The organism is Pseudomonas sp. 10B238 (genome assembly GCF_000970615.1).
Lineage (GTDB): Bacteria > Pseudomonadota > Gammaproteobacteria > Pseudomonadales > Pseudomonadaceae > Stutzerimonas.
Genome location: NZ_KQ033934.1, coordinates 27,814 through 48,961, shown reverse-complemented (window position 1 = coordinate 48,961; position 21,148 = coordinate 27,814). Strand labels below are relative to the sequence as shown.

18 protein-coding genes are annotated in these 21,148 nt (G+C 61.3%); 11 read left to right on the top strand and 7 right to left on the bottom strand.

Annotated features, from left to right (window positions below; translation table 11 throughout):
* Positions 1 to 39: 39 nt before the first annotated feature.
* On the bottom strand, positions 40 to 735 hold the full coding sequence (locus RT21_RS13270) for an SIMPL domain-containing protein (protein ID WP_046163099.1): 696 nt from the start codon (positions 733 to 735) through the stop codon (positions 40 to 42).
* Positions 736 to 885: 150 nt separating this feature from the next.
* Here RT21_RS13270 and RT21_RS13265 point away from each other — a divergent pair, with 150 nt between their 5' ends.
* The 3 genes from RT21_RS13265 to RT21_RS13255 all read left to right on the top strand — a co-directional run bounded on the left by RT21_RS13265 (position 886) and on the right by RT21_RS13255 (position 3,815).
* Entirely contained in the window at positions 886 to 2,142 is a 1,257-nt protein-coding gene (locus tag RT21_RS13265) for an ATP-binding protein (protein ID WP_045424657.1), read from the top strand.
* A gap of 32 nt (positions 2,143 to 2,174) precedes the next feature.
* The gene (locus tag RT21_RS13260; RefSeq protein ID WP_045424659.1) at positions 2,175 to 2,735 is read left to right on the top strand and encodes a response regulator transcription factor; all 561 of its coding nucleotides are present in this window, start codon (positions 2,175 to 2,177) and stop codon (positions 2,733 to 2,735) included.
* Between the two features lie 138 nt (positions 2,736 to 2,873).
* Positions 2,874 to 3,815 (top strand): AEC family transporter, encoded by a 942-nt coding sequence (locus RT21_RS13255; RefSeq protein WP_046163098.1) that lies wholly within the window; start codon positions 2,874 to 2,876, stop codon positions 3,813 to 3,815.
* Positions 3,816 to 3,831: 16 nt separating this feature from the next.
* Here RT21_RS13255 and RT21_RS13250 read toward each other — a convergent pair whose 3' ends face one another.
* From RT21_RS13250 to gatC, 6 genes are all read right to left on the bottom strand, one after another.
* Positions 3,832 to 4,923, bottom strand: coding sequence for a calcium/sodium antiporter (locus RT21_RS13250; RefSeq protein WP_046163097.1), 1,092 nt, complete (start codon positions 4,921 to 4,923; stop codon positions 3,832 to 3,834).
* Between the two features lie 34 nt (positions 4,924 to 4,957).
* Positions 4,958 to 6,040, bottom strand: a complete 1,083-nt coding sequence (locus RT21_RS13245; protein ID WP_046163096.1) for a calcium/sodium antiporter — start codon at positions 6,038 to 6,040, stop codon at positions 4,958 to 4,960.
* 29 nt (positions 6,041 to 6,069) lie between these two features.
* Positions 6,070 to 6,450 carry a septal ring lytic transglycosylase RlpA family protein gene (locus RT21_RS13240; RefSeq protein ID WP_046163095.1) on the bottom strand — a complete coding sequence of 127 codons (381 nt, stop codon included), beginning with the start codon at positions 6,448 to 6,450 and terminating at the stop codon, positions 6,070 to 6,072.
* A 152-nt stretch (positions 6,451 to 6,602) separates the two neighbouring features.
* Positions 6,603 to 8,048, bottom strand: coding sequence for an Asp-tRNA(Asn)/Glu-tRNA(Gln) amidotransferase subunit GatB (gene gatB, locus RT21_RS13235; RefSeq protein WP_046163094.1), 1,446 nt, complete (start codon positions 8,046 to 8,048; stop codon positions 6,603 to 6,605).
* A gap of 10 nt (positions 8,049 to 8,058) precedes the next feature.
* Positions 8,059 to 9,510: an Asp-tRNA(Asn)/Glu-tRNA(Gln) amidotransferase subunit GatA gene (gatA, locus tag RT21_RS13230; RefSeq protein WP_045431598.1), complete on the bottom strand. Its 1,452-nt coding sequence runs from the start codon at positions 9,508 to 9,510 to the stop codon at positions 8,059 to 8,061.
* Between the two features lie 14 nt (positions 9,511 to 9,524).
* Positions 9,525 to 9,812, bottom strand: a complete 288-nt coding sequence (gene gatC, locus RT21_RS13225; protein ID WP_045424670.1) for an Asp-tRNA(Asn)/Glu-tRNA(Gln) amidotransferase subunit GatC — start codon at positions 9,810 to 9,812, stop codon at positions 9,525 to 9,527.
* A 302-nt stretch (positions 9,813 to 10,114) separates the two neighbouring features.
* Between gatC and mreB the strand changes: the two genes are divergently transcribed.
* The 8 genes from mreB to tldD all read left to right on the top strand — a co-directional run bounded on the left by mreB (position 10,115) and on the right by tldD (position 21,135).
* A complete protein-coding gene (gene mreB, locus RT21_RS13220; RefSeq protein WP_045424672.1) occupies positions 10,115 to 11,152 on the top strand; it encodes a rod shape-determining protein MreB in 1,038 nt (345 codons plus the stop codon).
* A 121-nt stretch (positions 11,153 to 11,273) separates the two neighbouring features.
* Positions 11,274 to 12,257 (top strand): rod shape-determining protein MreC, encoded by a 984-nt coding sequence (mreC, locus tag RT21_RS13215; protein ID WP_046163093.1) that lies wholly within the window; start codon positions 11,274 to 11,276, stop codon positions 12,255 to 12,257.
* A complete protein-coding gene (gene mreD, locus RT21_RS13210; RefSeq protein ID WP_045424678.1) occupies positions 12,254 to 12,742 on the top strand; it encodes a rod shape-determining protein MreD in 489 nt (162 codons plus the stop codon). Before mreC ends, mreD begins: the two co-directional genes overlap by 4 nt.
* 69 nt (positions 12,743 to 12,811) lie before the next feature.
* The gene (locus tag RT21_RS13205) at positions 12,812 to 13,402 is read left to right on the top strand and encodes a Maf family protein (RefSeq protein ID WP_046163092.1); all 591 of its coding nucleotides are present in this window, start codon (positions 12,812 to 12,814) and stop codon (positions 13,400 to 13,402) included.
* A gap of 89 nt (positions 13,403 to 13,491) precedes the next feature.
* On the top strand, positions 13,492 to 14,949 hold the full coding sequence (gene rng / locus RT21_RS13200) for a ribonuclease G (protein WP_045424684.1): 1,458 nt from the start codon (positions 13,492 to 13,494) through the stop codon (positions 14,947 to 14,949).
* Between the two features lie 49 nt (positions 14,950 to 14,998).
* A complete protein-coding gene (locus tag RT21_RS13195) occupies positions 14,999 to 18,799 on the top strand; it encodes a YhdP family protein (protein ID WP_046163221.1) in 3,801 nt (1,266 codons plus the stop codon).
* Between the two features lie 45 nt (positions 18,800 to 18,844).
* Positions 18,845 to 19,690 carry a carbon-nitrogen hydrolase family protein gene (locus RT21_RS13190; RefSeq protein ID WP_046163091.1) on the top strand — a complete coding sequence of 282 codons (846 nt, stop codon included), beginning with the start codon at positions 18,845 to 18,847 and terminating at the stop codon, positions 19,688 to 19,690.
* 2 nt (positions 19,691 to 19,692) lie between these two features.
* Positions 19,693 to 21,135 carry a metalloprotease TldD gene (tldD, locus tag RT21_RS13185; protein ID WP_046163090.1) on the top strand — a complete coding sequence of 481 codons (1,443 nt, stop codon included), beginning with the start codon at positions 19,693 to 19,695 and terminating at the stop codon, positions 21,133 to 21,135.
* Positions 21,136 to 21,148: the final 13 nt, after the last annotated feature.

Here is a 21,148-nt window from a genome sequence, read left to right as displayed (position 1 = left end):
GTTAAAGACGCGGCCCATTGTGGGCCGCGCGGCATGGCTTCAGGGCATCCGCACTTCGATCACACCGTCGGCATTGATACTGATCTGCCGGGTGCCGGCTTCTACATCCGGCGTAGGCATGGCGTCCATGCTCTTCATCGACACGCTGCGCATCATCTCCGGCTGAAAATTGCCGGCGCTAGTGAGGTTGAGGCTGACGATCTTGTAGTCGTTGCCGCCCAGCGCCTCGGTCGCCAGCTGCGCGCGGGCGCGGAAGGCGGTTACCGCATCTTTGAGCAAGGCGTCTTCGTTCTGTTGGCGGATCGAGTCAGACACGCTGAAATACATGCTGCCCATCTTCAGGTCTTGCATCAGCTCTCCGGTGAGCTTGGAGAGCGCGGCGAAGTCTCCACTTTCCAGGCGCAGTTCGGCGCGTTCACGCCAAGCGGTGATCTGCTGACCCTTTTCCTCATAGACGGGGTAACTGCTGCGGCTGCCCTGACTGACTTCGACCTCTTTCGCCTGCCGGGCGCGTTGCAGTGCCTTGTTCATCGTCCTAGTCGTCTGCGCTGCTAGCTGCGCCGGGTCCTCGTGTTGCGACTCGGTGAAAAGCGTTACATGCATGCGGTCCTGGGCGACCTCGCTGCTGGCCTCGGCGCGCAGGGAAATCTGATTGTAATGTTGCTCGTCGGCTACAGCGGGAAGGCAGGCTATGCAGGCCAACAGCGCAATGCTGCGCAGAACGGAAACGAACATGGAAACTCCTGAATTCGAGGGCACCAACGGTGCGGCGCAAAGACTTTAGCCCTTTGCTCGCCAGTGCGCAGTTTTTCCGTGCGGCGCGTTGCCGCAGACAGGCTGTGTTTCGGGCGGCTTGGTTATACTCGTCGCTCCTTTGGAGACCCCATGTACGCATCCGTTCACCTGCTGTCTGCCAGCCGCCAGAATCTCCGTCTGCTTACCCTGATCCGCGTCCTCGTGCTGGCTGCCCAGGCCGGTGCGGTAGGGCTCGCCTACGCCACCCAGCTGTTCGGTCTGCCGTGGTTTCACCTGGGGGTCACGCTTGGTGTTTCAGCGCTGATCTGTCTGGGTACGGCGTTGCGGCTGCGCGGACCTTGGCCGGTGACGGAGCTTGAATATGCCGGGCACCTGGCGACCGATCTGTTGATTCACAGCGCCCTGCTGTATTACTCCGGCGGCTCGACCAATCCGTTCGTTTCTTACTACCTGGTGCCGCTTACCATTGCGGCGGCAACGTTGCCGTGGCTGTATTCGGTGGCGTTGTCTGGACTCGCGCTGGCTGGATACACCTTGATGCTGGTGTGGTACGACCCGGTCATCGTGCCACCGGTCGATCGCACCACGTTGCTGGTCTATGGCATGTGGCTGAGTTTCGCGCTGGCGGCGGCGCTGATCACTTTTTTCGTGGCGCGCATGGCCGAACAACTGCGCCGTCAGGAGCAGCTTCAAGCTCAGCGTCGTGAAGAAAGCATGCGCGACCAGCAGCTGTTGGCCGTGGCGACACAGGCCGCGGGAGCCGCTCATGAACTGGGCACGCCATTGGCGACCATGAGTGTGCTGCTCAAGGAGTTGCGTCAGGATTACAAGGAGCCTGCGGAGCTCAGCGAGGACTTGGCATTGCTGCAATCGCAGGTTCAGTTGTGCAAGGACAGCCTGCGCCAGCTGGTCCGTGCGGCTGAAGCCGATCGTCGTCAGGCCATCGTCGAACAGACCGTACGTGAATGGGTCGAGTCGGTGTTGCAGCGCTGGCATCTGATGCATCCGGAAGCCACCTATCGTTTCCAGTGTCTGGGCAAAGGCACTCCGCCGCGCCTGATGCCCCCGGCGGATCTAGGGCAATCGCTGCTCAACCTGTTGAACAACGCCACCGATGCCAGCCCGGACAACCTGGACATTCGTCTGGATTGGGACGCACAGTGGATCAGATTGACCATCCGCGACCACGGCGCGGGTGTACCGCTGGCGATCGCCGAACAGATCGGCAGGCCGTTCATCACAACCAAGGGCAAGGGGTTTGGTCTTGGCCTGTTCCTGAGTCAGGCGAGCGTTACGCGCGCCGGTGGCACTGTGAAGCTTTACAATCACGAAGAGGGTGGCACCCTGACCGAGCTGCGTCTGCCGCATGGCTCGGTTCGGGCCTGACCAGACGTGATCATTACGCGAGGAATGCAAACATGACCGAAGAGTTGCAGCACGAAGGCGAAGAACAGCCTCATCTGCTGCTGGTAGACGACGACCCGACCTTTACTCGCGTCATGGCACGCGCCATGAGCCGCCGCGGTCTGCACGTCAGCATTGCCGGGTCGGCGGAAGAAGGCCTGGAGATGGCCAAGCAGGAGCTACCTGATTACGCGGTGCTGGACCTGAAAATGGAGGGGGACTCCGGGCTGGTGCTGCTCCCTAAGCTTCTCGAGCTGGACCCGGAAATGAAGGTGCTGATCCTGACCGGGTATTCGAGCATCGCCACTGCCGTGGAAGCGATCAAGCGTGGGGCATGCAACTACCTGTGCAAGCCCGCCGACGCAGACGACGTGCTGGCGGCATTGCTCTCCAAACATGCCGATCTGGATACGCTGGTGCCGGAAAACCCCATGTCGGTGGATCGCCTGCAGTGGGAGCACATCCAGCGAGTGCTTGCCGAGCACGACGGCAATATTTCCGCTACCGCTCGCGCGCTAGGGATGCACCGTCGCACCCTGCAGCGCAAACTGCAGAAGCGCCCCGTGCGCCGCTGATCGCCATACAAGCCAGCGCCAATGGTTTCTCCCTTGGCGCAGCGCTCGTTCAATGCCGGATCGATAGCTGGCCATGGCTCGATCCGGCATGTTCATTCCCGTATCGTCCCGTCCTGACTCTACTTTTCGAGCCTCGCCATGCTGCCCATGGTTCTGCAGACCCTGAGCGTGACCGCTCCGGTATTCGTGATGCTGTTCATCGGCGTCGCATTGATGCGTCTGCGCTTGATCGATGGCGCGTTCATTCACACCGCATCGACGCTGGTGTTCAAGGCCACGATGCCAACCCTGCTGTTCCTTTCGGTCATCAAGGCTGACCTTAGCGCCGCGCTTCAGCCAACACTGCTCGTCTATTACGTTGCCGCTACGGTGGGAGGATTTCTGCTGGCGTGGGCCTGGGCGCTTTGGCGCTGCCCGGTCGCCGACCGCGGCGTCTATGTACAAGGCGCCTTCCGCGGCAACAATGGGGTGGTAGGGTTGGCGTTGGCGACCAGCCTCTACGGAGACTACGGGCTGTCACTAGGCGGTGTGCTGGCTGGTTTGGTAATCCTCTTGTACAACAGCCTGTCCGCGGTGGTGCTGGCCATCTATAGCCCGGATGGCCAGGCCGATGCCGGGGCGATCATTCGCAGCATCTTGCGCAACCCGCTGATTATCGGGGTGACTTCGGCAATCCCTTTCGCCTACTGGCAAATCGCATTGCCCGACTGGCTGATGACATCAGGTCAGTATTTCGCCCAGCTGACGTTGCCGCTGGCTCTGATCTGCATCGGCGGCACCCTGTCGATTTCGGTGTTGCGCGAAAGCAGCAGCGTCGCGATGAGCTCAAGCCTGATGAAGATGGTCTGGTTTCCGGCGTTGGCGACGCTAGGCGCCTGGCTATGCGGCTTTCGCGGCGCTGAACTGGGGATTCTGTTTCTCTACTTCGGCTGCCCGACGGCATCGTCCAGCTTCGTTATGGCGCGGGCGGTTAATTCCAACCATCAGCTGGCCGCTACCATCATCGTCATCACCACGCTTGGCGCGGCGTTGACGATCAATGTCGGGTTGTTCCTCCTGGGCTGGGCCGGCTGGATCTGACCAGCCGGCGTGAGCATCAGGCGCGCTGGGCCTTCCAGGCCCGACCGGCTATTACCACCAGGGTCACCGCAGTCAGTGGCAGCACATAGCCGATCATGGCGTCGCCGAACACCTCGGCCAACGGGCGGCCGGTGCTGACCAGCACAAGATAGACCGTATAGGCCACGTAGTAGGCGAGGAAGAGCAGACCTTCCCAACGTTTGATGGTGTAACCGCTGAAGAAGATCGGCAGACAGGCCAGGGCAACGGCAATCATGACCGGGAAGTCGAATGCCAATGCGTTGGCGGCCACGCTGATCGCGTCCGGTGATACCAGCGAGGCCAGCCCCAGCACGCACAGTAGGTTGAAGATATTGCTGCCGACGATGTTGCCGACCGCGATATCCCGTTCGCCGCGTATGGCAGCGAGGATGGAAGTGGCCAGCTCGGGGAGCGACGTGCCGACGGCGATGACCGTCAGGCCGATAACCAGTTCCGATAGGCCCAGCGCGCGAGCCAGGGACACGGCACCTTCCACCAGAAAATTCGAGCCGGTCACCAGCAGAACCAGGCCGGCAACCACCAGGCCTGCGTTAATCAGAGAGGCATAACGCTTGGGTGTTTCGTCGAGACCGAACTCCTTGGCGAACTCGTCGTCGGCAGTGGCCGCAGCAGTGGCACGACGGCTGCTAATGATCAGAAACAGCGTGTAGGCGATCACCGCTGAAAACAGCAGTGCACCGTCAAGGCGGCTAAGCGAGCCGTCCCACGCCAGGGCGTAGGTGACCAGGCTGGCACCAATCATGATGGGCACGTCGAGTCGAATCAGCTGGCGGGAGACGATCAGCGGTGCGACCAGCGACGTCACGCCGAGAATCAGCAGAACGTTGGCGATGTTGCTGCCCAGTACGTTGCCGATGGCGATGTCGCCGCTGCCGTTGAGAGCAGCCTGCACGCTAACTGCGGTTTCCGGTGCGCTGGTGCCAAAGGCGACCACGGTGAGACCGATGATCAGCGGTGGGATACCGAACTGAGCGGCCAGTTTGGCAGCGCCCCGCACCAACACCTCGGCCCCGGCTACGAGAAGTACCAGACCGGCTATCAGATAAACAAAGGTCATTGCGGACACGAAAATAAGGCTCCAGAAGGGGGAGGAATGTTGCTCAGCGCTGGCGTTTCCAGGCGCGCAGGAAGATCACCAAAAGCGTGATGGCGGTCAAGGGCAATACGTACCAAGTCATTGCATGGCGCAGCAGATTGATCGCCGGTAGCCCAGTGGAAAACATGATCAGGTAGAGCGTATAGGCGACGTAATAGCCAAAGAACATGGTGCCTTCCCACCGATTGATGCGGTACCCGGAAAAGAAGATCGGCAGGCAGGCTGCGAACACGGCAAGCATCACGGGCAGGTCGAACGCTAAGGCATTTGGCGAAATGGAAAGGCCTTCGGGCGAAATCGCAGCTCCGGCACCCAGCACCAACAACAGGTTGAAGATGCAACTGCCGACGATATTGCCCACGGCGATGTCCCGTTCGCCGCGGTAGACCGCCAGCAGCGAGGTGGCGAGTTCGGGCATGGATGTTCCGACGGCGATGACGGTCAGGCCAATGACCAGCTCCGACAATCCCAGCGTTCGAGCCAGGGCCACCGCGCCTTCGATGAGCAGGTTGGAGCCCAGAATCAGCAAACCGAGGCCGAGCAGCACCAAAGTCAATTGGAGAATCCACCCGAGCGGCTTGGCGCTACGGTCTGCGCCGTATTCATCGCGGAACTCATCGGACGGCAGGCGCGCTTCTCGCTTGCTTGCGACCACGAGAAAGCCCGTATAGACCAGCAGCAGCGCGAGCAGGATCAGGCCGTCTATCTGGCTGATGCGGCCATTCCACGCCAGCGCGAAGGTCAGCAGACCTGCACCGATCATTACCGGTACGTCGAGGCGTACCAATTGGCGAGACACAACCAGCGGCGCTATCAGGGCCGACAGGCCGAGAATGAGCAGAATGTTGGCGATGTTGCTGCCGATCACATTGCCGACGGCGATATCCCCGTTGCCATTCAGAGAGGCTTGGATGCTCACCGCCGTTTCCGGTGCGCTGGTGCCGAACGCAACCACGGTCAGGCCGATGATCAGTGGCGAAACGCCGAAGCGTGCAGCCAGTTTGGAGGCGCCACGTACCAGCGCTTCAGCGCCAACGACCAGCAGCACAAGGCCGCCGATCAGGTAGGCCAGGGTCATCAAACTCATCTGTGTTCCTTTGAAGGCAATCCGGGCAATCAGTCCAGCGTTTCGATCTTCACCGGGGCGATGCCCTCGTCGAGCAGATCGATTCGATTCGCCGCCACTCGTGACAGATCGATGATTCGGCCCGGCTTGAAAGGTCCGCGGTCATTGATTCGCACGGTGACTTGCTTGCCATTTTCCAGGTTAGTGACTTGCACACGCGTGTCGAAGGGCAGCGTTTTGTGTGCGGCCACCAATTCGTTCTGGTTGAACGTTTCTCCGCTGGCCGTTTCTTTCCCTTGGAAGCTGCGGGCGTAATACGACGCCTTGCCCTTCTGGGTGACGGTGCTTTCGGTGGCGTCTGCCTCTGGCGACTCGGTACAGCCGGCGGCAAAGGCAAGCAGGATCGGGACGGTCAGTATTCGGGTTTGCATAAGCAATCCTTCCTGAACGGATCAGGCTGCGGTTACTGGTTCGGTCTTGTCAGCTTTGGATCGCCGACCTGCGCCACCGTTCACTCGACAATGAGGTTGCAGTGGCCAAGGTGGGCTTCAACAAGGAACGGGCCCTGTCGGGCCCGTGTCGGTCAGCCTTCCAGTTTGCTCTTGAGCAACTGGTTGACCTGAGCGGGGTTGGCCTTGCCCTTTGAGGCTTTCATGGCCTGGCCGACGAAGAAGCCGAACATCTTGCCGCGCTTGGCCTCGTCGCTGGCGCGGTACTGCTCGACCTGCTCGGCGTTGGCGGCTAGCACCTCGTCCAACATCTTTTCGATGGCACCGGAATCGGTGACCTGCTTGAGGCCTTTCTTCTCGATGATCTCGTCCGCCGAGCCTTCGCCGGCGGCCATCGCTTCGAAGACCATCTTGGCGATTTTGCCGCTGATGGTGTTGTCCTTGATGCGCTGGATCATGCCACCCAGTTGCTTGGCCGATACCGGAGACTGCTCGATGTCCAGCCCTTCCTTGTTCAGCAAGCTGGACAGCTCGCCCATGACCCAGTTGGCTGACAGCTTGGCGTCACCACAGGTCTTCTGCACCGCTTCGAAGTAGTCGGCCATCTCGCGGCTGGCCGCCAGCACGTCGGCGTCGTAAGTGGACAGGCCGAACTCGCGCTCGAAACGCTCGCGCTTCTGCACCGGCAGTTCCGGCAGACTGGCACGAATTTCATCGAGAAAGCTCTGTTCGATCACGACCGGTAGCAGGTCGGGGCAGGGGAAGTAGCGGTAGTCGTTGGCTTCTTCCTTGCTGCGCATGGAGCGCGTCTCGTCCTTGTTCGGGTCGTACAGGCGGGTTTCCTGGACCACCTTGCCGCCGTCTTCGATCAACTCGATTTGACGCTGCACTTCGTGGTTGATCGCCTTTTCGATGAAGCGGAAGGAGTTGACGTTCTTGATCTCGGCGCGCGTGCCGAACTCGGCTTGGCCTTTCGGGCGCACCGAAACGTTGCAGTCGCAGCGCAGCGAGCCTTCGGCCATGTTGCCGTCGCAGATGCCGAGGTAGCGCACCAGGGCGTGAATGGCTTTGACATAGGCCACCGCTTCCTTGGCCGAACGAATGTCCGGCTCGGAAACGATTTCCAGCAGTGGCGTGCCGGCGCGGTTCAGGTCGATGCCACTCATGCCCTGGAAGTCTTCGTGCAGGCTCTTGCCGGCGTCTTCTTCCAGGTGGGCACGGGTGATGCCGATACGGCGGGTGGTGCCATCTTCCAGGGTAATGTCCAGATAACCCTTGCCGACGATGGGGTGATCCATCTGGCTGGTCTGGTAGCCCTTGGGAAGATCCGGGTAGAAGTAGTTCTTGCGCGCAAAGACGTTCTTGTCGGCGATCTCGGCATCAATCGCCAAGCCGAACTTGCAGGCCATGCGCACCGCTTCTGCGTTGAGCACCGGCAAGGTGCCGGGCATGCCTAGGTCGATCAGGCTGGCCTGGGTGTTGGGCTCGGCACCAAAGGTGGTGGCGCTGCCGGAAAAGATCTTCGATTGAGTCGCGAGCTGTGCGTGGATTTCCAGCCCGATCACGGTTTCCCATTGCATGTGTTCGTCCTCAGAATCCGCTCGGTGCTTGTTTATGCCACTCGGTGACCTGCTGGTACTGGTGAGCAACGTTGAGCAGGCGGCTTTCCTGGAAATATGGGGCCAGCAACTGCACGCCCACCGGCAGGCCGTCGATGAAGCCAGCCGGCATCGAGAGGCCGGGGATGCCCGCAAGGTTGGCGGTGATGGTGTAGATGTCTTCGAGGTAGGCCGAGACCGGGTCGTTGTTCTTCTCGCCAAGCTTCCATGCCAGATTCGGTGTGGTCGGACCGAGGATCACATCCACCTCATCGAAGGCGCTGACGAAGTCGTTCTTGATCAGGCGGCGGATCTTCTGTGCCTTCAAGTAGTAGGCGTCGTAATAGCCCGCTGAAAGCGCATAGGTGCCGACCATGATGCGGCGGCGGACTTCGTCACCGAAGCCTTCGGCGCGGGAGCGCTTGTAGAGGTCGGTCAGGTCGACCGGGTTCTCGCAGCGATAGCCGAAGCGCACGCCGTCGAAGCGGGACAGGTTAGAGCTGGCCTCGGCTGGCGCGATCACGTAGTAAGACGGGATCGCGTGCTGCATGTTCGGCAGGCTGATCTCCTTCACCGTGGCACCGAGCTTCTTCAGCTCCTCGACCGCCACCATTACCGCGTCGGCGATCTTGCTATCGAGACCATCACCGAAATACTCCTTCGGCAGGCCGACACGCAGGCCGGTCAACGGCTTGGTCAGTGCGCCGAGATAGTCGTCCAGAGGCTGGTCGACACTGGTTGAATCCTTCGGGTCGAAACCCGCCATGGCGCCGAGCATCAAAGCGCAGTCTTCAGCCGTGCGGGCAATTGGGCCGCCTTGGTCGAGGCTGGAGGCGTAGGCGATCATGCCCCAGCGTGAAACACGTCCGTAGGTTGGCTTGAGGCCGGTCAGGTTGGTCAGCGCAGCCGGTTGACGAATCGAGCCGCCGGTATCGCTGCCGGTCGCCGCAGGCAGCAAGCGCGCCGCGACGGCTGCAGCGGAACCACCGGACGAGCCGCCGGGTACGCGGCTCGTGTCCCAAGGGTTCTTCACGGCGCCGTAGTAGCTCGACTCGTTGGCCGAGCCCATGGCGAATTCATCCATGTTCAGCTTGCCCAGCGAGACTGCGCCAGCAGCAGAGAGACGTTCGACGACCGTGGCGTCGTAGGGTGCTTGAAAATTGTCGAGAATCTTCGAGCCGCAACTGGTGCGAATGCCCTGGGTGCAGAACAGGTCTTTATGGCCGATCGGTGCGCCAAGCAGCGCGCCGTTCTCGCCATTGGCACGGCGCGCATCGGCTGCCTTGGCCTGGTCAAACGCCCGCTCTTCGGTCACGGTGATGAAACTGTTCAGTTGCGGATCGAGCTGCTGGATGCGTGCCAGCAGCGAGCGGGTCAGCTCCTCGGCGGAGAACTGCTTGTCTGTCAGCGCGCGGGCGATCTCGGCGAGGGTCAGTTGATGCATGTCGGCGTCCTTCATTACTCGATCACCCGCGGAACCAGATACAGACCGTCTTCTACGGCTGGGGCGATGGCCTGGTAGGCGTCGCGCTGATTGGTCTCGGTGACCGCGTCGGCACGCAGACGCTGGCTGGTTTCCAGTGGGTGGGCCAAGGGCTCGACGCCCGTGGTGTCCACGGCTTGCATGCGATCGATCAGGCCGAGGATGTTGTTCAGGGTCTCGGTGGTGCGGGGCAGGTCGTCTTCATTCAGACCCAGGCGGGCCAGATGAGCGATCTTTTCCACCTCGGAGCGTTCAAGCGCCATCGGGATTCTCCAGCGGGAAGCGAGTCGGGTGCGCCTTTCGTCGGCAAAGCACGACGAGGGGCGGCGGGTTCGAGCCGCAGCAGTGGGCATTCGAGCCCGGAAAAGCCGTCAATCTTACATGCCTGGGGGGCTTCTCGGTAGCATGGCTGCGCCTTGCGGGGTTTTTCCGGGGCGCATGCATTTCGCGCAATGGCTCACGTATGGCCCGATAACCACGGACTCTCGCCTTGCCCTAACTTCGCACCATTGTTAGAGTTTGCGGCACTTTTTTCCCCACGCGTTTGCCCCAGGGCCCTTTACCCATGTTCAAGAAACTGCGTGGCATGTTTTCCAGCGATTTGTCGATCGACCTGGGCACTGCCAATACCCTTATTTATGTGCGCGATCGCGGCATCGTCTTGAACGAGCCCTCGGTCGTTGCCATCCGTACCCATGGCAACCAGAAGAGTGTTGTCGCCGTGGGTACCGACGCCAAGCGCATGCTTGGTCGCACGCCAGGTAACATCAACGCCATCCGCCCGATGAAAGATGGCGTCATCGCCGACTTCAGCGTCTGCGAAAAGATGCTTCAGTACTTTATCAACAAGGTTCACGAAAACAGCTTTCTGCAGCCCAGCCCACGGGTGTTGATCTGCGTGCCCTGCAAGTCCACGCAAGTTGAGCGTCGTGCGATCCGCGAGTCCGCCTTGGGTGCGGGCGCGCGTGAAGTGTTCCTGATCGAAGAGCCCATGGCCGCCGCTATCGGTGCCGGCCTGCCAGTAGACGAAGCGCGCGGCTCCATGGTCGTGGATATCGGTGGCGGCACCACCGAAATCGCCCTGATTTCGCTGAATGGCGTGGTCTACGCTGAATCCGTTCGCGTCGGTGGTGACCGTTTCGACGAATCCATCGTGACCTACGTGCGCCGTAACTACGGCAGCCTGATCGGCGAGTCCACTGCCGAGCGCATCAAGCAGGAAATCGGTACCGCATTTCCAAGCAGCGATATCCGAGAAGTCGACGTACGTGGCCGCAATCTGGCCGAAGGCGTACCGCGCAGCTTTACCCTCAATTCCAATGAAGTGCTCGAGGCGCTGCAAGAGTCCCTGGCCACCATCGTTCAGGCGGTCAAGAGTGCGCTGGAGCAGTCTCCACCAGAACTCGCTTCCGATATCGCCGAGCGCGGCCTGGTCCTGACTGGCGGCGGCGCCCTGCTGCGTGACCTGGACAAGCTGCTGGCGCAGGAAACCGGCTTGCCGGTCATCGTCGCTGAAGAGCCGCTGACCTGCGTCGCGCGCGGCGGCGGCCGTGCACTGGAAATGATGGACCGTCACGCCATGGATTTGCTGTCCACGGAGTGAGCTAACAGGCTCTAATTACAAGCCGATGACAGGGCCTGCCCTGCTCTCGGCTTTTCGCGTTTAGTGTGAAGCCTGCAGCTGCGAGGACCCGCCCATCAAACCGCTTTTCGCCAAAGGACCCTTGCTCGGTGTGCGCCTGCTGGTGCTCTCCGTGCTCTGTGTCGTGCTGATGGTGGTGGATGCGCGTTTCGAGACGCTGAAGCCTTTGCGTAGCCAGATGGGGCTGGTGCTCACCCCCTTTTACTGGCTGGCTGATTTACCGGTTCGCACCTGGCAGCGGGCGACCGAACAGATCAGCAGCAGCACCAGCCTGGTAGCCGAAAACGAAAAATTGAAGGCCGAAGCATTGCTCATGCAGCGGCGCCTGCAAAAGCTGGCGATGCTGACGGAGCAGAATGTGCGCCTGCGCGAATTGCTCAACTCTGCCGCGCTGGTTGACGACAAGGTGATCGTCAGCGAGCTGATCGGGCTGGACCCGAATCCTTTCACCCACCGCATCCTGATTGACAAGGGTGAGCGCGACGGCGTGTTTCTCGGCCAGCCAGTGCTCGACGCCAGCGGGCTGATGGGCCAGGTCGTCGAGGTCATGCCCTACGCCGCACGCGTGCTGCTGTTGACAGACGTCACGCATAGCATTCCGGTGCAGGTCAATCGCAATGGGTTGCGCGCCATTGCAGTAGGCACCGGGAGCCCGGATTATCTCGAGTTACGCCATGTCGCCGAGACGGCGGACATCAAGGAAGGCGATCTTTTGGTCAGTTCCGGTTTAGGGCAACGCTTTCCCAGTGGCTATCCGGTTGCCCAAGTCACGGAGGTGGTTCGCGGCTCCGGTCAGCCCTTCCTGATCGTTCGTGCCATTCCAACCGCCATGCTCAATCGTAGCCGTTACCTGTTGCTGGTCTTCAGCGATTCAAGGACGCCTGAAGAGCGAGCGACTGCTGCGGCCCAGGCCCAGGAGTCCGCCGACCGCAAGGCGGAAGAGGCAACGGTTGGCGACAGTGCGGTTTCGGAGCAGCCGGCGCCCACCGCGCCCGCTGCACCAACAGCGTCCGATACGCCACCGCCACCGCCACCGCCATCCCCGGAACCGGAGGAGCGACCATGATTCATGGTCGTTCAAACAATGGCTGGGTTATCTGGCTGTCGCTGTTGCTGGCGCTGCTGCTCAGCGTGGCCCCCATGCCCCAGAGTTTCGGCCTGGCGCGTCCGCTCTGGCTCGGCATGTTCATCGCCTACTGGGCAATTGCCCTGCCGCATCGTGGAGGGATGGCAGCGGCCTTCTTCTTTGGGCTGATGCTGGATGTATTGTCGGGCACTTTGCTTGGGCAGAACGGCTTACCACTGCTGCTGATTACCTTTCTGGTGCTGAGCCTGCAACAGCGCCTGCGTATGTTCCCGTTGCTTCAGCAAAGCCTGGTGCTGCTGGTGATTCTAGGGATCGGGCAACTGGTGCAGTTGTGGCTCAATACACTGACCGGCAACCGTCCACCGACACTGTTGTTTCTGGTCCCCGTGCCGGTCAGTGCACTCTTTTGGCCCTGGGTGTTTGTCGGGCTGGAATGGGCGCGGCGGCGCTTCAACGTCTATTGAGCCTCCAGACGGCTTTCGATCGTTGTTCGGATGTGTGAATCTGCTGCGCTCGCCCACCAAGGAGCCGGCATGCCCATTTTGTTTCTTGCCTCCGCGTCGCCACGACGCCGCGAATTGCTGACTCAGATCGGCGTTCCATTCTCTCTTCTTTCCGTTGCTATCGACGAAACGCCCGGCGCGGCGGAAGCGCCTGACGTCTATGTCCAGCGCCTGGCGCGGGAGAAGGCCCTGGCTGGCCTGTCGCTCGTCAGCGACGACTCGGCCTGCGTGATGGGCGCAGACACGACGGTTGTGCTGGATCAGCAAATTCTGGGCAAGCCTGCCGATAAGGTAAATGCGCTGGCGATGCTGCGCGCCCTCTCTGGGCGTGAGCACGAGGTGATGACGGCCGTTGCATTGGCTAACCGGTCGGGTTGCGAGGTGCGTCTGGTTACCAGTCGGGTGCGCTTCCGTCCGATCAGTGTCGACGAAGCCGAAGCCTACTGGGCCAGCGGCGAGCCGCAGGACAAGGCTGGCAGTTACGCGATTCAGGGCTGGGGTGCGGTCTTCGTAAGCGCGCTGGAAGGCAGCTATTCGGCAGTGGTTGGGCTGCCGTTGTGTGAAACGGCCCAGCTGCTCGACGCGTATGGGCTCCGTTACTGGTGTAAAAGCTCGGTATAGAGCCTGGGGCTTGGCGGCTTATGCCGTTAGAATCGAGCCAACTCGTCAGCTTCGGCTGCTATACCCACCGCCATCGGCCGAGAACAATAATGAGCGAAGAAATCCTGATGAACATCACCCCCATGGAGTCGCGGGTGGCGGTGGTGGAAAACGGTGTCCTGCAGGAAGTGCACGTTGAGCGCACCCAGCGTCGGGGCATCGTCGGCAACATCTACAAAGGCAAGGTGGTGCGGGTCCTGCCCGGCATGCAGGCAGCTTTCGTCGACATCGGGCTGGAACGAGCGGCTTTCATCCATGCCTCGGAGATCTCCAGCCGTGAAGGCAATGCTGTCGAACCGATCAGCGCCTTGGTCCATGATGGGCAGGCTCTGATCGTGCAGGTGACCAAGGACCCGATCGGCACCAAGGGCGCGCGGCTGACGACTCAGTTATCGATACCTTCGCGCTACCTCGTGTACATGCCCAAAACCAGCCATGTCGGAATTTCTCTGCGCATCGAGGATGAGGGCGAGCGCGAGCGACTCAAGCAAGTAGTGGCTGAGTGCGTTGCAGCAGAAGGCATCAAGGAAACCGGTGGCTTCATTCTGCGCACCGCAGCGGAGGGCGCCGGCAGCGATGAGATTCTGATGGACATCCGCTACTTGCGCCGCTTATGGGAGCAAATCGACGGACAAATGAAAACGGCCGGCGCGCCCTCGGTCATCTACGAGGACTTGTCTCTGGCCATGCGCACCCTGCGTGATCTGGTCAATCCGCGTATCGAGAAGATTCGCATCGACTCGCGGGAGAACTTTCAGAAAGTCAGCCAGTTCGTCGGTGAGCTGATGCCCGAGCTCGGCGAGCACCTTGAGCATTACCCCGGTGAGCGGCCGATCTTCGACCTGTACAGCGTTGAGGACGAGATCCAGAAAGCGCTCGAGCGCAAGGTCATGCTCAAGTCTGGCGGTTATCTGATCATTGATCCGGCCGAAGCGATGACCACCATCGACGTCAACACCGGTGCCTTCGTCGGTCATCGCACCCTCGAAGAAACCATTTTCAAGACCAACCTCGAGTCGGCCACCGCGATTGCACGCCAGCTGCGACTGCGCAACATCGGCGGCATCATCATCATCGATTTCATCGACATGGAAGATGAAGAACACCGGCGCCAGGTTTTGCGTACGCTGGAAAAGCAGCTTGAACGCGATCACGCCAAAACCAACATCATCGGCATTACCGAGCTGGGCCTGGTGCAGATGACCCGCAAACGCACCCGCGAAAGCCTTGAGCAGGTGTTGTGCGAGCCCTGCATGTGTTGCCAAGGACGGGGCAAATTGAAAACCCCGGAAACTGTCTGCTACGAGATCTTCCGGGAAATCCTCCGTGAAGCGCGCGCGTACCAGCCTGAAGGCTATAGGGTACTGGCGAATCAGAAGGTCATTGATCGGCTGCTGGACGAGGAGTCGGGCAACGTCGCTGACCTCGAGAGCTTCATCGGCCGCTCGATCAAATTCCAGGTGGAAACCATGTATTCCCAGGAACAGTACGACGTGGTGCTGCTCTGAATAGATGCAAGCCTGGCCGCTCGGGCCTGGGCGTGCGGGGCGTATCCGTATGAGTCGGCTCTTGGCTATCGTACTGGCCGTTTTGCGCCGCAGCCTCTGGCTGGGTGCAATGGGCCTGATATTGCTTGCGCTCTATGTGAGCCTTGGGCGGCAGTTGGTGCCGCTAGTGGCTGAATATCGCCTTGAGGTTCAGGACAAAGCGCGCGACCTGCTCAATATGCCGGTTACGCTCGGCCAGCTGGAAGGCCGCTGGGAGGGTTTCGCTCCCCAACTGGTGGCCCTCAACGTGATTCTTGGTGAGGGCGACGGGGCGGTGCGCCTGGATCGTCTGGCTCTGGTGCCTGACGTTTCGGGCAGTCTTCTGGCGCGGCAGCTAAAACTGAATACCGTTGAATTGGCCGGCCTACACCTCGGTCTGGTGCAGACGGCTGAAGGTAAATGGCGCGTCGATGGCCTGCCCGAGCGTGCTGACCAACCGCCTCTGAACCTGTCGAAGTTGATAACTCGATTACAAAGTATCGGGCATCTTCGGTTGCTGGATAGCCAGATTACCGTTGAGGCGCTCGACGAAGCGCCTCTGACGTTGACCTATGCCAATCTCGAATTGCACAGCCTGGGACAGCGTCTAGCGCTGGATGGTCGCCTGTTGCTTCCCGATGGGCAGCCGCTGAGCCTGCATGCCGAGGCGCAGGTGCAGCCGACGGATTGGCTGGCCAGCGACGCTGAGCTGTACCTCAGCTTGCCGCAAAGTGACTGGGCGGCCTGGTTGCCTGCAAGCCTGACTGGAAGCTGGAACCTCGAGCAGCTCCAGGCGGGCGGCGAGGTGTGGCTCGACTGGCGCGAGCGCGGACTGTTTCGAGCAGTTGCTCGGCTGAATGCGCCCGCGGTGCGGTTGGGCCGGCAGCCCGATGGTCCGCTAACGATCGAGGATCTCGTGGTAAATGCCTACCTTGACCGAGCGAGCGAGGGCTACCGGCTCCAGCTCGACGGGCTGGCGTTCACCTTCGATGATGATCGTTGGCGGGATACAACACTGGTTGCTCAGCAGAATCTTGCTGAAGAGAGCTGGCGATTGCAGGCTGATCGCATCGCTGTCGCGCCGGTGGCAAAACTGGTTGAGGCGATACTGCCACTGCCCGAGTTGGCCAGCGAGTATCTGCGAGGTCTGGCTCCCAGCGGAACGCTGCGCAATCTGCAAGTCGATTACCGGCCCGCGGCGACCAGTGACGAGCGCCTGGCCTTCACTGCCAACCTCGATGCAGTCAGCATCGCTGCTCATCAGTGGGTGCCGGCTGTGCGCAACGTCAGCGGCGCGGTGCGGGGCAATCTGGGCGGGGGCGAGCTGCGCTTCGACAATCGGGATTTCGCGCTGCATCTGGCTAAACTGTTTCCGCGCCCCTGGGATTATCAGCGTGCCCGTGGAAGCCTGCGTTGGACCCTCGACGATCAGGCGTTCACCCTCGCCGCGCCCTACCTGCAGGTGGAAGGCGAGGAGGGCCATATCGCTGGCGATTTCCTCATCCGTCTGATGCGCGATCCAGCGGCTGAGGACTACATGGATTTGCGTGTTGGCCTCTCAGATGGGGACGCGCGCTACACGGAGAAGTATTTACCAACACGCTCGCCAGCACTGAGCCCGGCATTGACCGAGTGGCTGAACACCGCGATTCGCGGCGGCACCGTCGAGCAGGGTTATTTTCAGTATCAGGGCTCGCTGAACAAGGACGCTGCGGTTACAGCACGCAGCCTGAGCCTGTACTTCAAGGTGAAAGATGCCGAGTTAGCGTTCCAGCCGGGCTGGCCGGTGTTGCGTGAAGGTCGCGCAGAGGTGCTCATCGAGAACAGCGGGGTACGCGTGCGCCTGGCCGATGCACGGATGCTCGACAGCCGTGTGCACGACGCGACGGCTGAGATCCTTCGCAACCACGATGCCCAGGCGCCAATGCTAAAAATCAACGGGCAGGTCGACGGCTATGTTCGGGATGTATTGACCCTGATGCAGGTAGCGCCAATCGGCACGAATACATTATTCGCCGGCTGGCACGGCGATGGGCCGTTGAGCGGCACGCTCAGGCTGGGCATTCCTCTAGCCAAAGGCGGGCAGCCTCAGGTCGATGCCGAGTTTTCGACGGCTGATGCTTCTCTATTCATCGCACAGGCGGATCTGCAAATCGGGGCGCTGGAAGGCGCCTTTCGCTACGACAGCGAACGTGGCTTCAGTGCAAAGGCTTTTGAGGGCCGCTCGCTGGGCAGTGCGATCAAGGGGCGGGCATTTGCGTCCGGCGAACCGGGCAGACCATCCACGCGGATCGAAGCGACTGGGACGGTCGGCGTGTCTCCACTTCTGGCCTGGCGCAACATTGAACAACCCTTGCCTGCCTCAGGGACGCTGCCCCTGCGGCTGAGCCTTTTTCTGAGCAGTACGGACAACCACCTGCAGGTGGACTCTTCGCTGTTGGGTACCACGTTGGCGCTTCCTGCGCCGTTCGGCAAAACGGCCGGGGAGCGGCGCGACACGACGTTACGTATGACTTTCGGTGGTGAGCGGCAGCGCTATACGCTCCGATATGACGCGCTGGCAGCACTGACCTTCGTCGCGCCGAACAACGACTGGCGCGAGGGCGGCGGTGAGTTGGTGCTCGGTGGCGCTGCGGCGAACCTGCGCACCGATGAGGGCTTCTATGTGCGCGGCAGCGTGCCGCGCTTCGATCTGAGCGAGTGGCAGACCTTGCTGGACCAATATGGCGGAGCGGCAACGGCTCCAGGCGGTTCGATGTTACGGCGCGCTCAACTCGAAATCGGTGTCTTTTCTGGGCTTGGTACAGAGGTCGAAAATATTCACGTCGACCTGCAGCGCCGGCGAGCAGGCTGGCGGCTTGGCTTGCAGAGCGACACGGTGGCGGGGACCGTTCGCTTGCCAGATGCCGAGGGCGAGCCGATCGCGGTTGACCTGTCGCGCTTGCGCTTTCCGGGCGCCGAACCAAAGGACCCTGAGGCGCCGCTTCAGGATCCCCTGGCTGGCGTCGATCCGAAGGCTCTGCCTGCGGTTGATATTGCCGTAGCCGAACTGCTGCGGGGCGATGAGCTGCTGGGAGCGGGCGCATTGAAGATGCGACCCAGCGCAGAGGGCGTCACATTCCTTGACCTCGACCTGAATCTCAAGGGGCTGAAGATCGGTGGTACTGGCGGATGGAACGGTTCGCGGACCTGGTACAAGGGTCGGTTGGAGGGTAAGGATCTTGCCGATGTTTTGCTGGCCTGGGGCTTCGCGCCCTCGACCACCAGCGAGGATTTCCGGCTGGACGTGGATGGCGGCTGGTCGGGCTCACCGGCGGTCTTCGCGCTAAATCGGTTCTCCGGCCGGCTCGACGCTCGGTTACGCAAGGGCCAGCTCCGTGAAGTAGACGGCGGCGCGCAGGCGCTACGGGTATTTGGCTTGCTGAATTTCGATTCGATTGGGCGGCGGCTGCGGCTGGATTTTTCGGACCTGTTCAGCAAGGGCCTGAGCTACGACCGAATCAAGGCCGAGTTGCGTGCGACGAACGGCGTCTACGTGACGACCGAGCCGCTGACAGTCGCAGGGCCCTCCAGCAACCTCGAGCTGGATGGCCGCCTGGATCTGGTCGAGGATCGCATCGACGCCAAGCTGTTGGTGACGCTCCCAGTGAGCAACAACTTACCGTTGGCCGCGCTGATTGTCGGCGCACCGGCCATCGGTGGCGCCCTGTTCGTCGTCGATAAATTGTTGGGCGACAAGGTCGCACGCTTTGCGACTGTTCAATACAGCGTCGAGGGGCCTTGGCAGGCACCGAAAATCAGTTTCGATAAGCCCTTCGAAAAGCCCAACTGATCCGCGTTCCGACAGATGGAAGCGTGCTGCAGAGAGAGTCCCAATGTGACCCTAGCGGTAATTCAGATGGCCAGCCAGGCCGACATCCTGGCGAACCTCGCTAACGCCAGACGGCTGCTGGAGCGAGCCGCTGAGGCGGGCGCACAGCTTGCGGTGCTGCCAGAGAACTTCGCAGCCATGGGCCGCACCGATCTGCCGGCAGTCGGGCGTGCCGAAGCCGAAGGGATCGGGCCGATACTGCCCTGGTTGAAACGGACTGCCATCGACCTCAGGTTATGGATAGTTGCCGGCACGCTACCGCTGCCGGCGGATCGTCAGCCGCAGTCCAAGGTTCGGGCTTGCTCGCTGCTGGTGGATGATCAGGGGCAGCGAGTAGCACGCTACGACAAGTTGCATCTGTTCGATGCGCAAGTCAGCGATGCGCGTGGCCGCTATCAGGAGTCGAATGACTATGCGGCGGGCGACCGCTTGGTGGTCGTCGACACGCCGGTTGGTCGGCTGGGCATGAGTGTCTGTTACGACCTGCGATTCGCTGAGTTGTACACGGCTCTGCGCCTGGCTGGAGCCGAGCTGATCAGTGTTCCGTCGGCATTTACTGAAGTGACCGGCCAGGCGCATTGGGAGATGTTGTTGCGCGCGCGGGCCATCGAGACGCAATGCTATATGCTGGCGGCAGCGCAGGGTGGCGAACACCCAGGCGGGCGGTTGACCCACGGCCATTCATCTATTGTTGATTACTGGGGGCGAGTGATGCGCGAGCAAACCACCGGCGAGGCTGCATTGGTCGTTGAGCGAGACACGGCTGGTCAGGCCGAGACGCGCCAACGTATGCCGGTGCTGGATCATCGTCGTTTTACCGCGCCCCGTATCGTTTCGGGGACATTGGAGTAGATATGAGTGAACTGTTGTTACCTGTCACCGAGCGTTTGCTAACCCCGGGCGGGTTGGGCCTCGATGACTTGCCTGAGTTGCTTGGCGAGTTGGCGGGCCCCGGGATCGATGCCGCCGACCTTTATTTCCAAGATCAGGTGACCGAGTCCTGGGTGTTGGAAGATGGGATCGTCAAGGAAGGCGGTTTCCATCTGGAGCAAGGCGTAGGTGTCCGCGCGCTGTCCGGTGAAAAGACCGGCTTCGCCTACAGCAATGCGATCACTGCCGAGGCGCTACGCCAGGCCGCCGAAGCGGCTCGTTCGATTGCCAGAAACGGCCAGCATGGGCGTGTCAAAGTGCTGTCCAAAGCAGCTTTTTCGCCGCTGTACGGTCAGGACAATCCACTGGACGGGCTCGGTCGAGCAGAAAAGGTCGAGCTGCTCAAGCGTATCGATGTCGCCACACGGGCGCTGGATCCGCGTATCAAGCAAGTCACCGTAAGCCTGGCGGGCGTATGGGAACACATTCTGGTGGCTGGCCTGGATGGCGGAATGGCGGCCGACATACGTCCGTTGGTGCGCTTCAACGTCAGCGTTATCGTTGAGCAGAACGGGCGTCGTGAGCGCGGTGGCCAGGGCGGCGGCGGACGTACCGGTTACGAGTATTTTCTCAGCGAGGACCGGGCAATGGGCTATGCCCGCGAGGCCTTGCGTCAAGCGCTGGTGAATCTGGATGCCGTTGCCGCTCCCGCCGGGACGCTCCCGGTAGTGTTGGCGCCGGGCTGGTCGGGCGTATTGCTGCACGAGGCAGTCGGACATGGCCTGGAAGGCGACTTCAATCGCAAGGGTAGCTCGGCCTACAGCGGCCGGATAGGTCAGCAGGTCGCCTCCAAGCTGTGCACCATCGTCGATGACGGCACACTGGCCAATCGGCGTGGCTCATTGAGCGTTGATGACGAGGGCACGCCGACGCAGTGCACTACGCTGATCGAGAACGGAATACTCAAGGGCTACATTCAGGACAAGCTCAACGCACGCTTGATGGGGGTTGCACCCACCGGCAACGGACGGCGCGAATCCTATGCTCACCTGCCAATGCCGCGGATGACCAATACCTACATGTTGGCGGGCGAAAGCGACCCCGAGGAAATCATTCGCTCGGTAAAGAAGGGTATCTACTGCGCGAGCCTCGGTGGTGGGCAGGTGGACATCACCAGCGGTAAGTTCGTGTTCTCGACCAGCGAGGCGTATCTGATCGAGGACGGCAAGATTACCGCGCCAGTGAAGGGGGCGACCCTGATCGGTAGCGGGCCGGAGGTGATGAATAGAGTGTCGATGGTAGGTACCGATCTGGCCCTGGACAGCGGCGTCGGTACCTGTGGAAAGGATGGCCAGTCGGTCCCGGTCGGCGTAGGTCAGCCGACCGTGAAAATCGACGGGATTACGGTCGGAGGAACCGGGGCCTGAAGGCAGCCGCAGG

Excerpts from the sequence above, each read along its gene's own strand:
- RT21_RS13240 (WP_046163095.1), bottom strand. The coding sequence starts at position 6,450 with ATGCAAACCCGAATACTGACCGTCCCGATCCTGCTTGCCTTTGCCGCC.
- RT21_RS13260 (WP_045424659.1), top strand. The coding sequence starts at position 2,175 with ATGACCGAAGAGTTGCAGCACGAAGGCGAAGAACAGCCTCATCTGCTG.
- RT21_RS13195 (WP_046163221.1), top strand. The coding sequence starts at position 14,999 with ATGAGTCGGCTCTTGGCTATCGTACTGGCCGTTTTGCGCCGCAGCCTC.
- gatA (WP_045431598.1), bottom strand. The coding sequence starts at position 9,510 with ATGCATCAACTGACCCTCGCCGAGATCGCCCGCGCGCTGACAGACAAG.
- RT21_RS13205 (WP_046163092.1), top strand. The coding sequence starts at position 12,812 with ATGCCCATTTTGTTTCTTGCCTCCGCGTCGCCACGACGCCGCGAATTG.
- RT21_RS13255 (WP_046163098.1), top strand. The coding sequence starts at position 2,874 with ATGCTGCCCATGGTTCTGCAGACCCTGAGCGTGACCGCTCCGGTATTC.
- RT21_RS13270 (WP_046163099.1), bottom strand. The coding sequence starts at position 735 with ATGTTCGTTTCCGTTCTGCGCAGCATTGCGCTGTTGGCCTGCATAGCC.
- RT21_RS13245 (WP_046163096.1), bottom strand. The coding sequence starts at position 6,040 with ATGAGTTTGATGACCCTGGCCTACCTGATCGGCGGCCTTGTGCTGCTG.
- gatC (WP_045424670.1), bottom strand. The coding sequence starts at position 9,812 with ATGGCGCTTGAACGCTCCGAGGTGGAAAAGATCGCTCATCTGGCCCGC.
- mreD (WP_045424678.1), top strand. The coding sequence starts at position 12,254 with ATGATTCATGGTCGTTCAAACAATGGCTGGGTTATCTGGCTGTCGCTG.
- RT21_RS13265 (WP_045424657.1), top strand. The coding sequence starts at position 886 with ATGTACGCATCCGTTCACCTGCTGTCTGCCAGCCGCCAGAATCTCCGT.
- gatB (WP_046163094.1), bottom strand. The coding sequence starts at position 8,048 with ATGCAATGGGAAACCGTGATCGGGCTGGAAATCCACGCACAGCTCGCG.
- rng (WP_045424684.1), top strand. The coding sequence starts at position 13,492 with ATGAGCGAAGAAATCCTGATGAACATCACCCCCATGGAGTCGCGGGTG.
- mreB (WP_045424672.1), top strand. The coding sequence starts at position 10,115 with ATGTTCAAGAAACTGCGTGGCATGTTTTCCAGCGATTTGTCGATCGAC.
- tldD (WP_046163090.1), top strand. The coding sequence starts at position 19,693 with ATGAGTGAACTGTTGTTACCTGTCACCGAGCGTTTGCTAACCCCGGGC.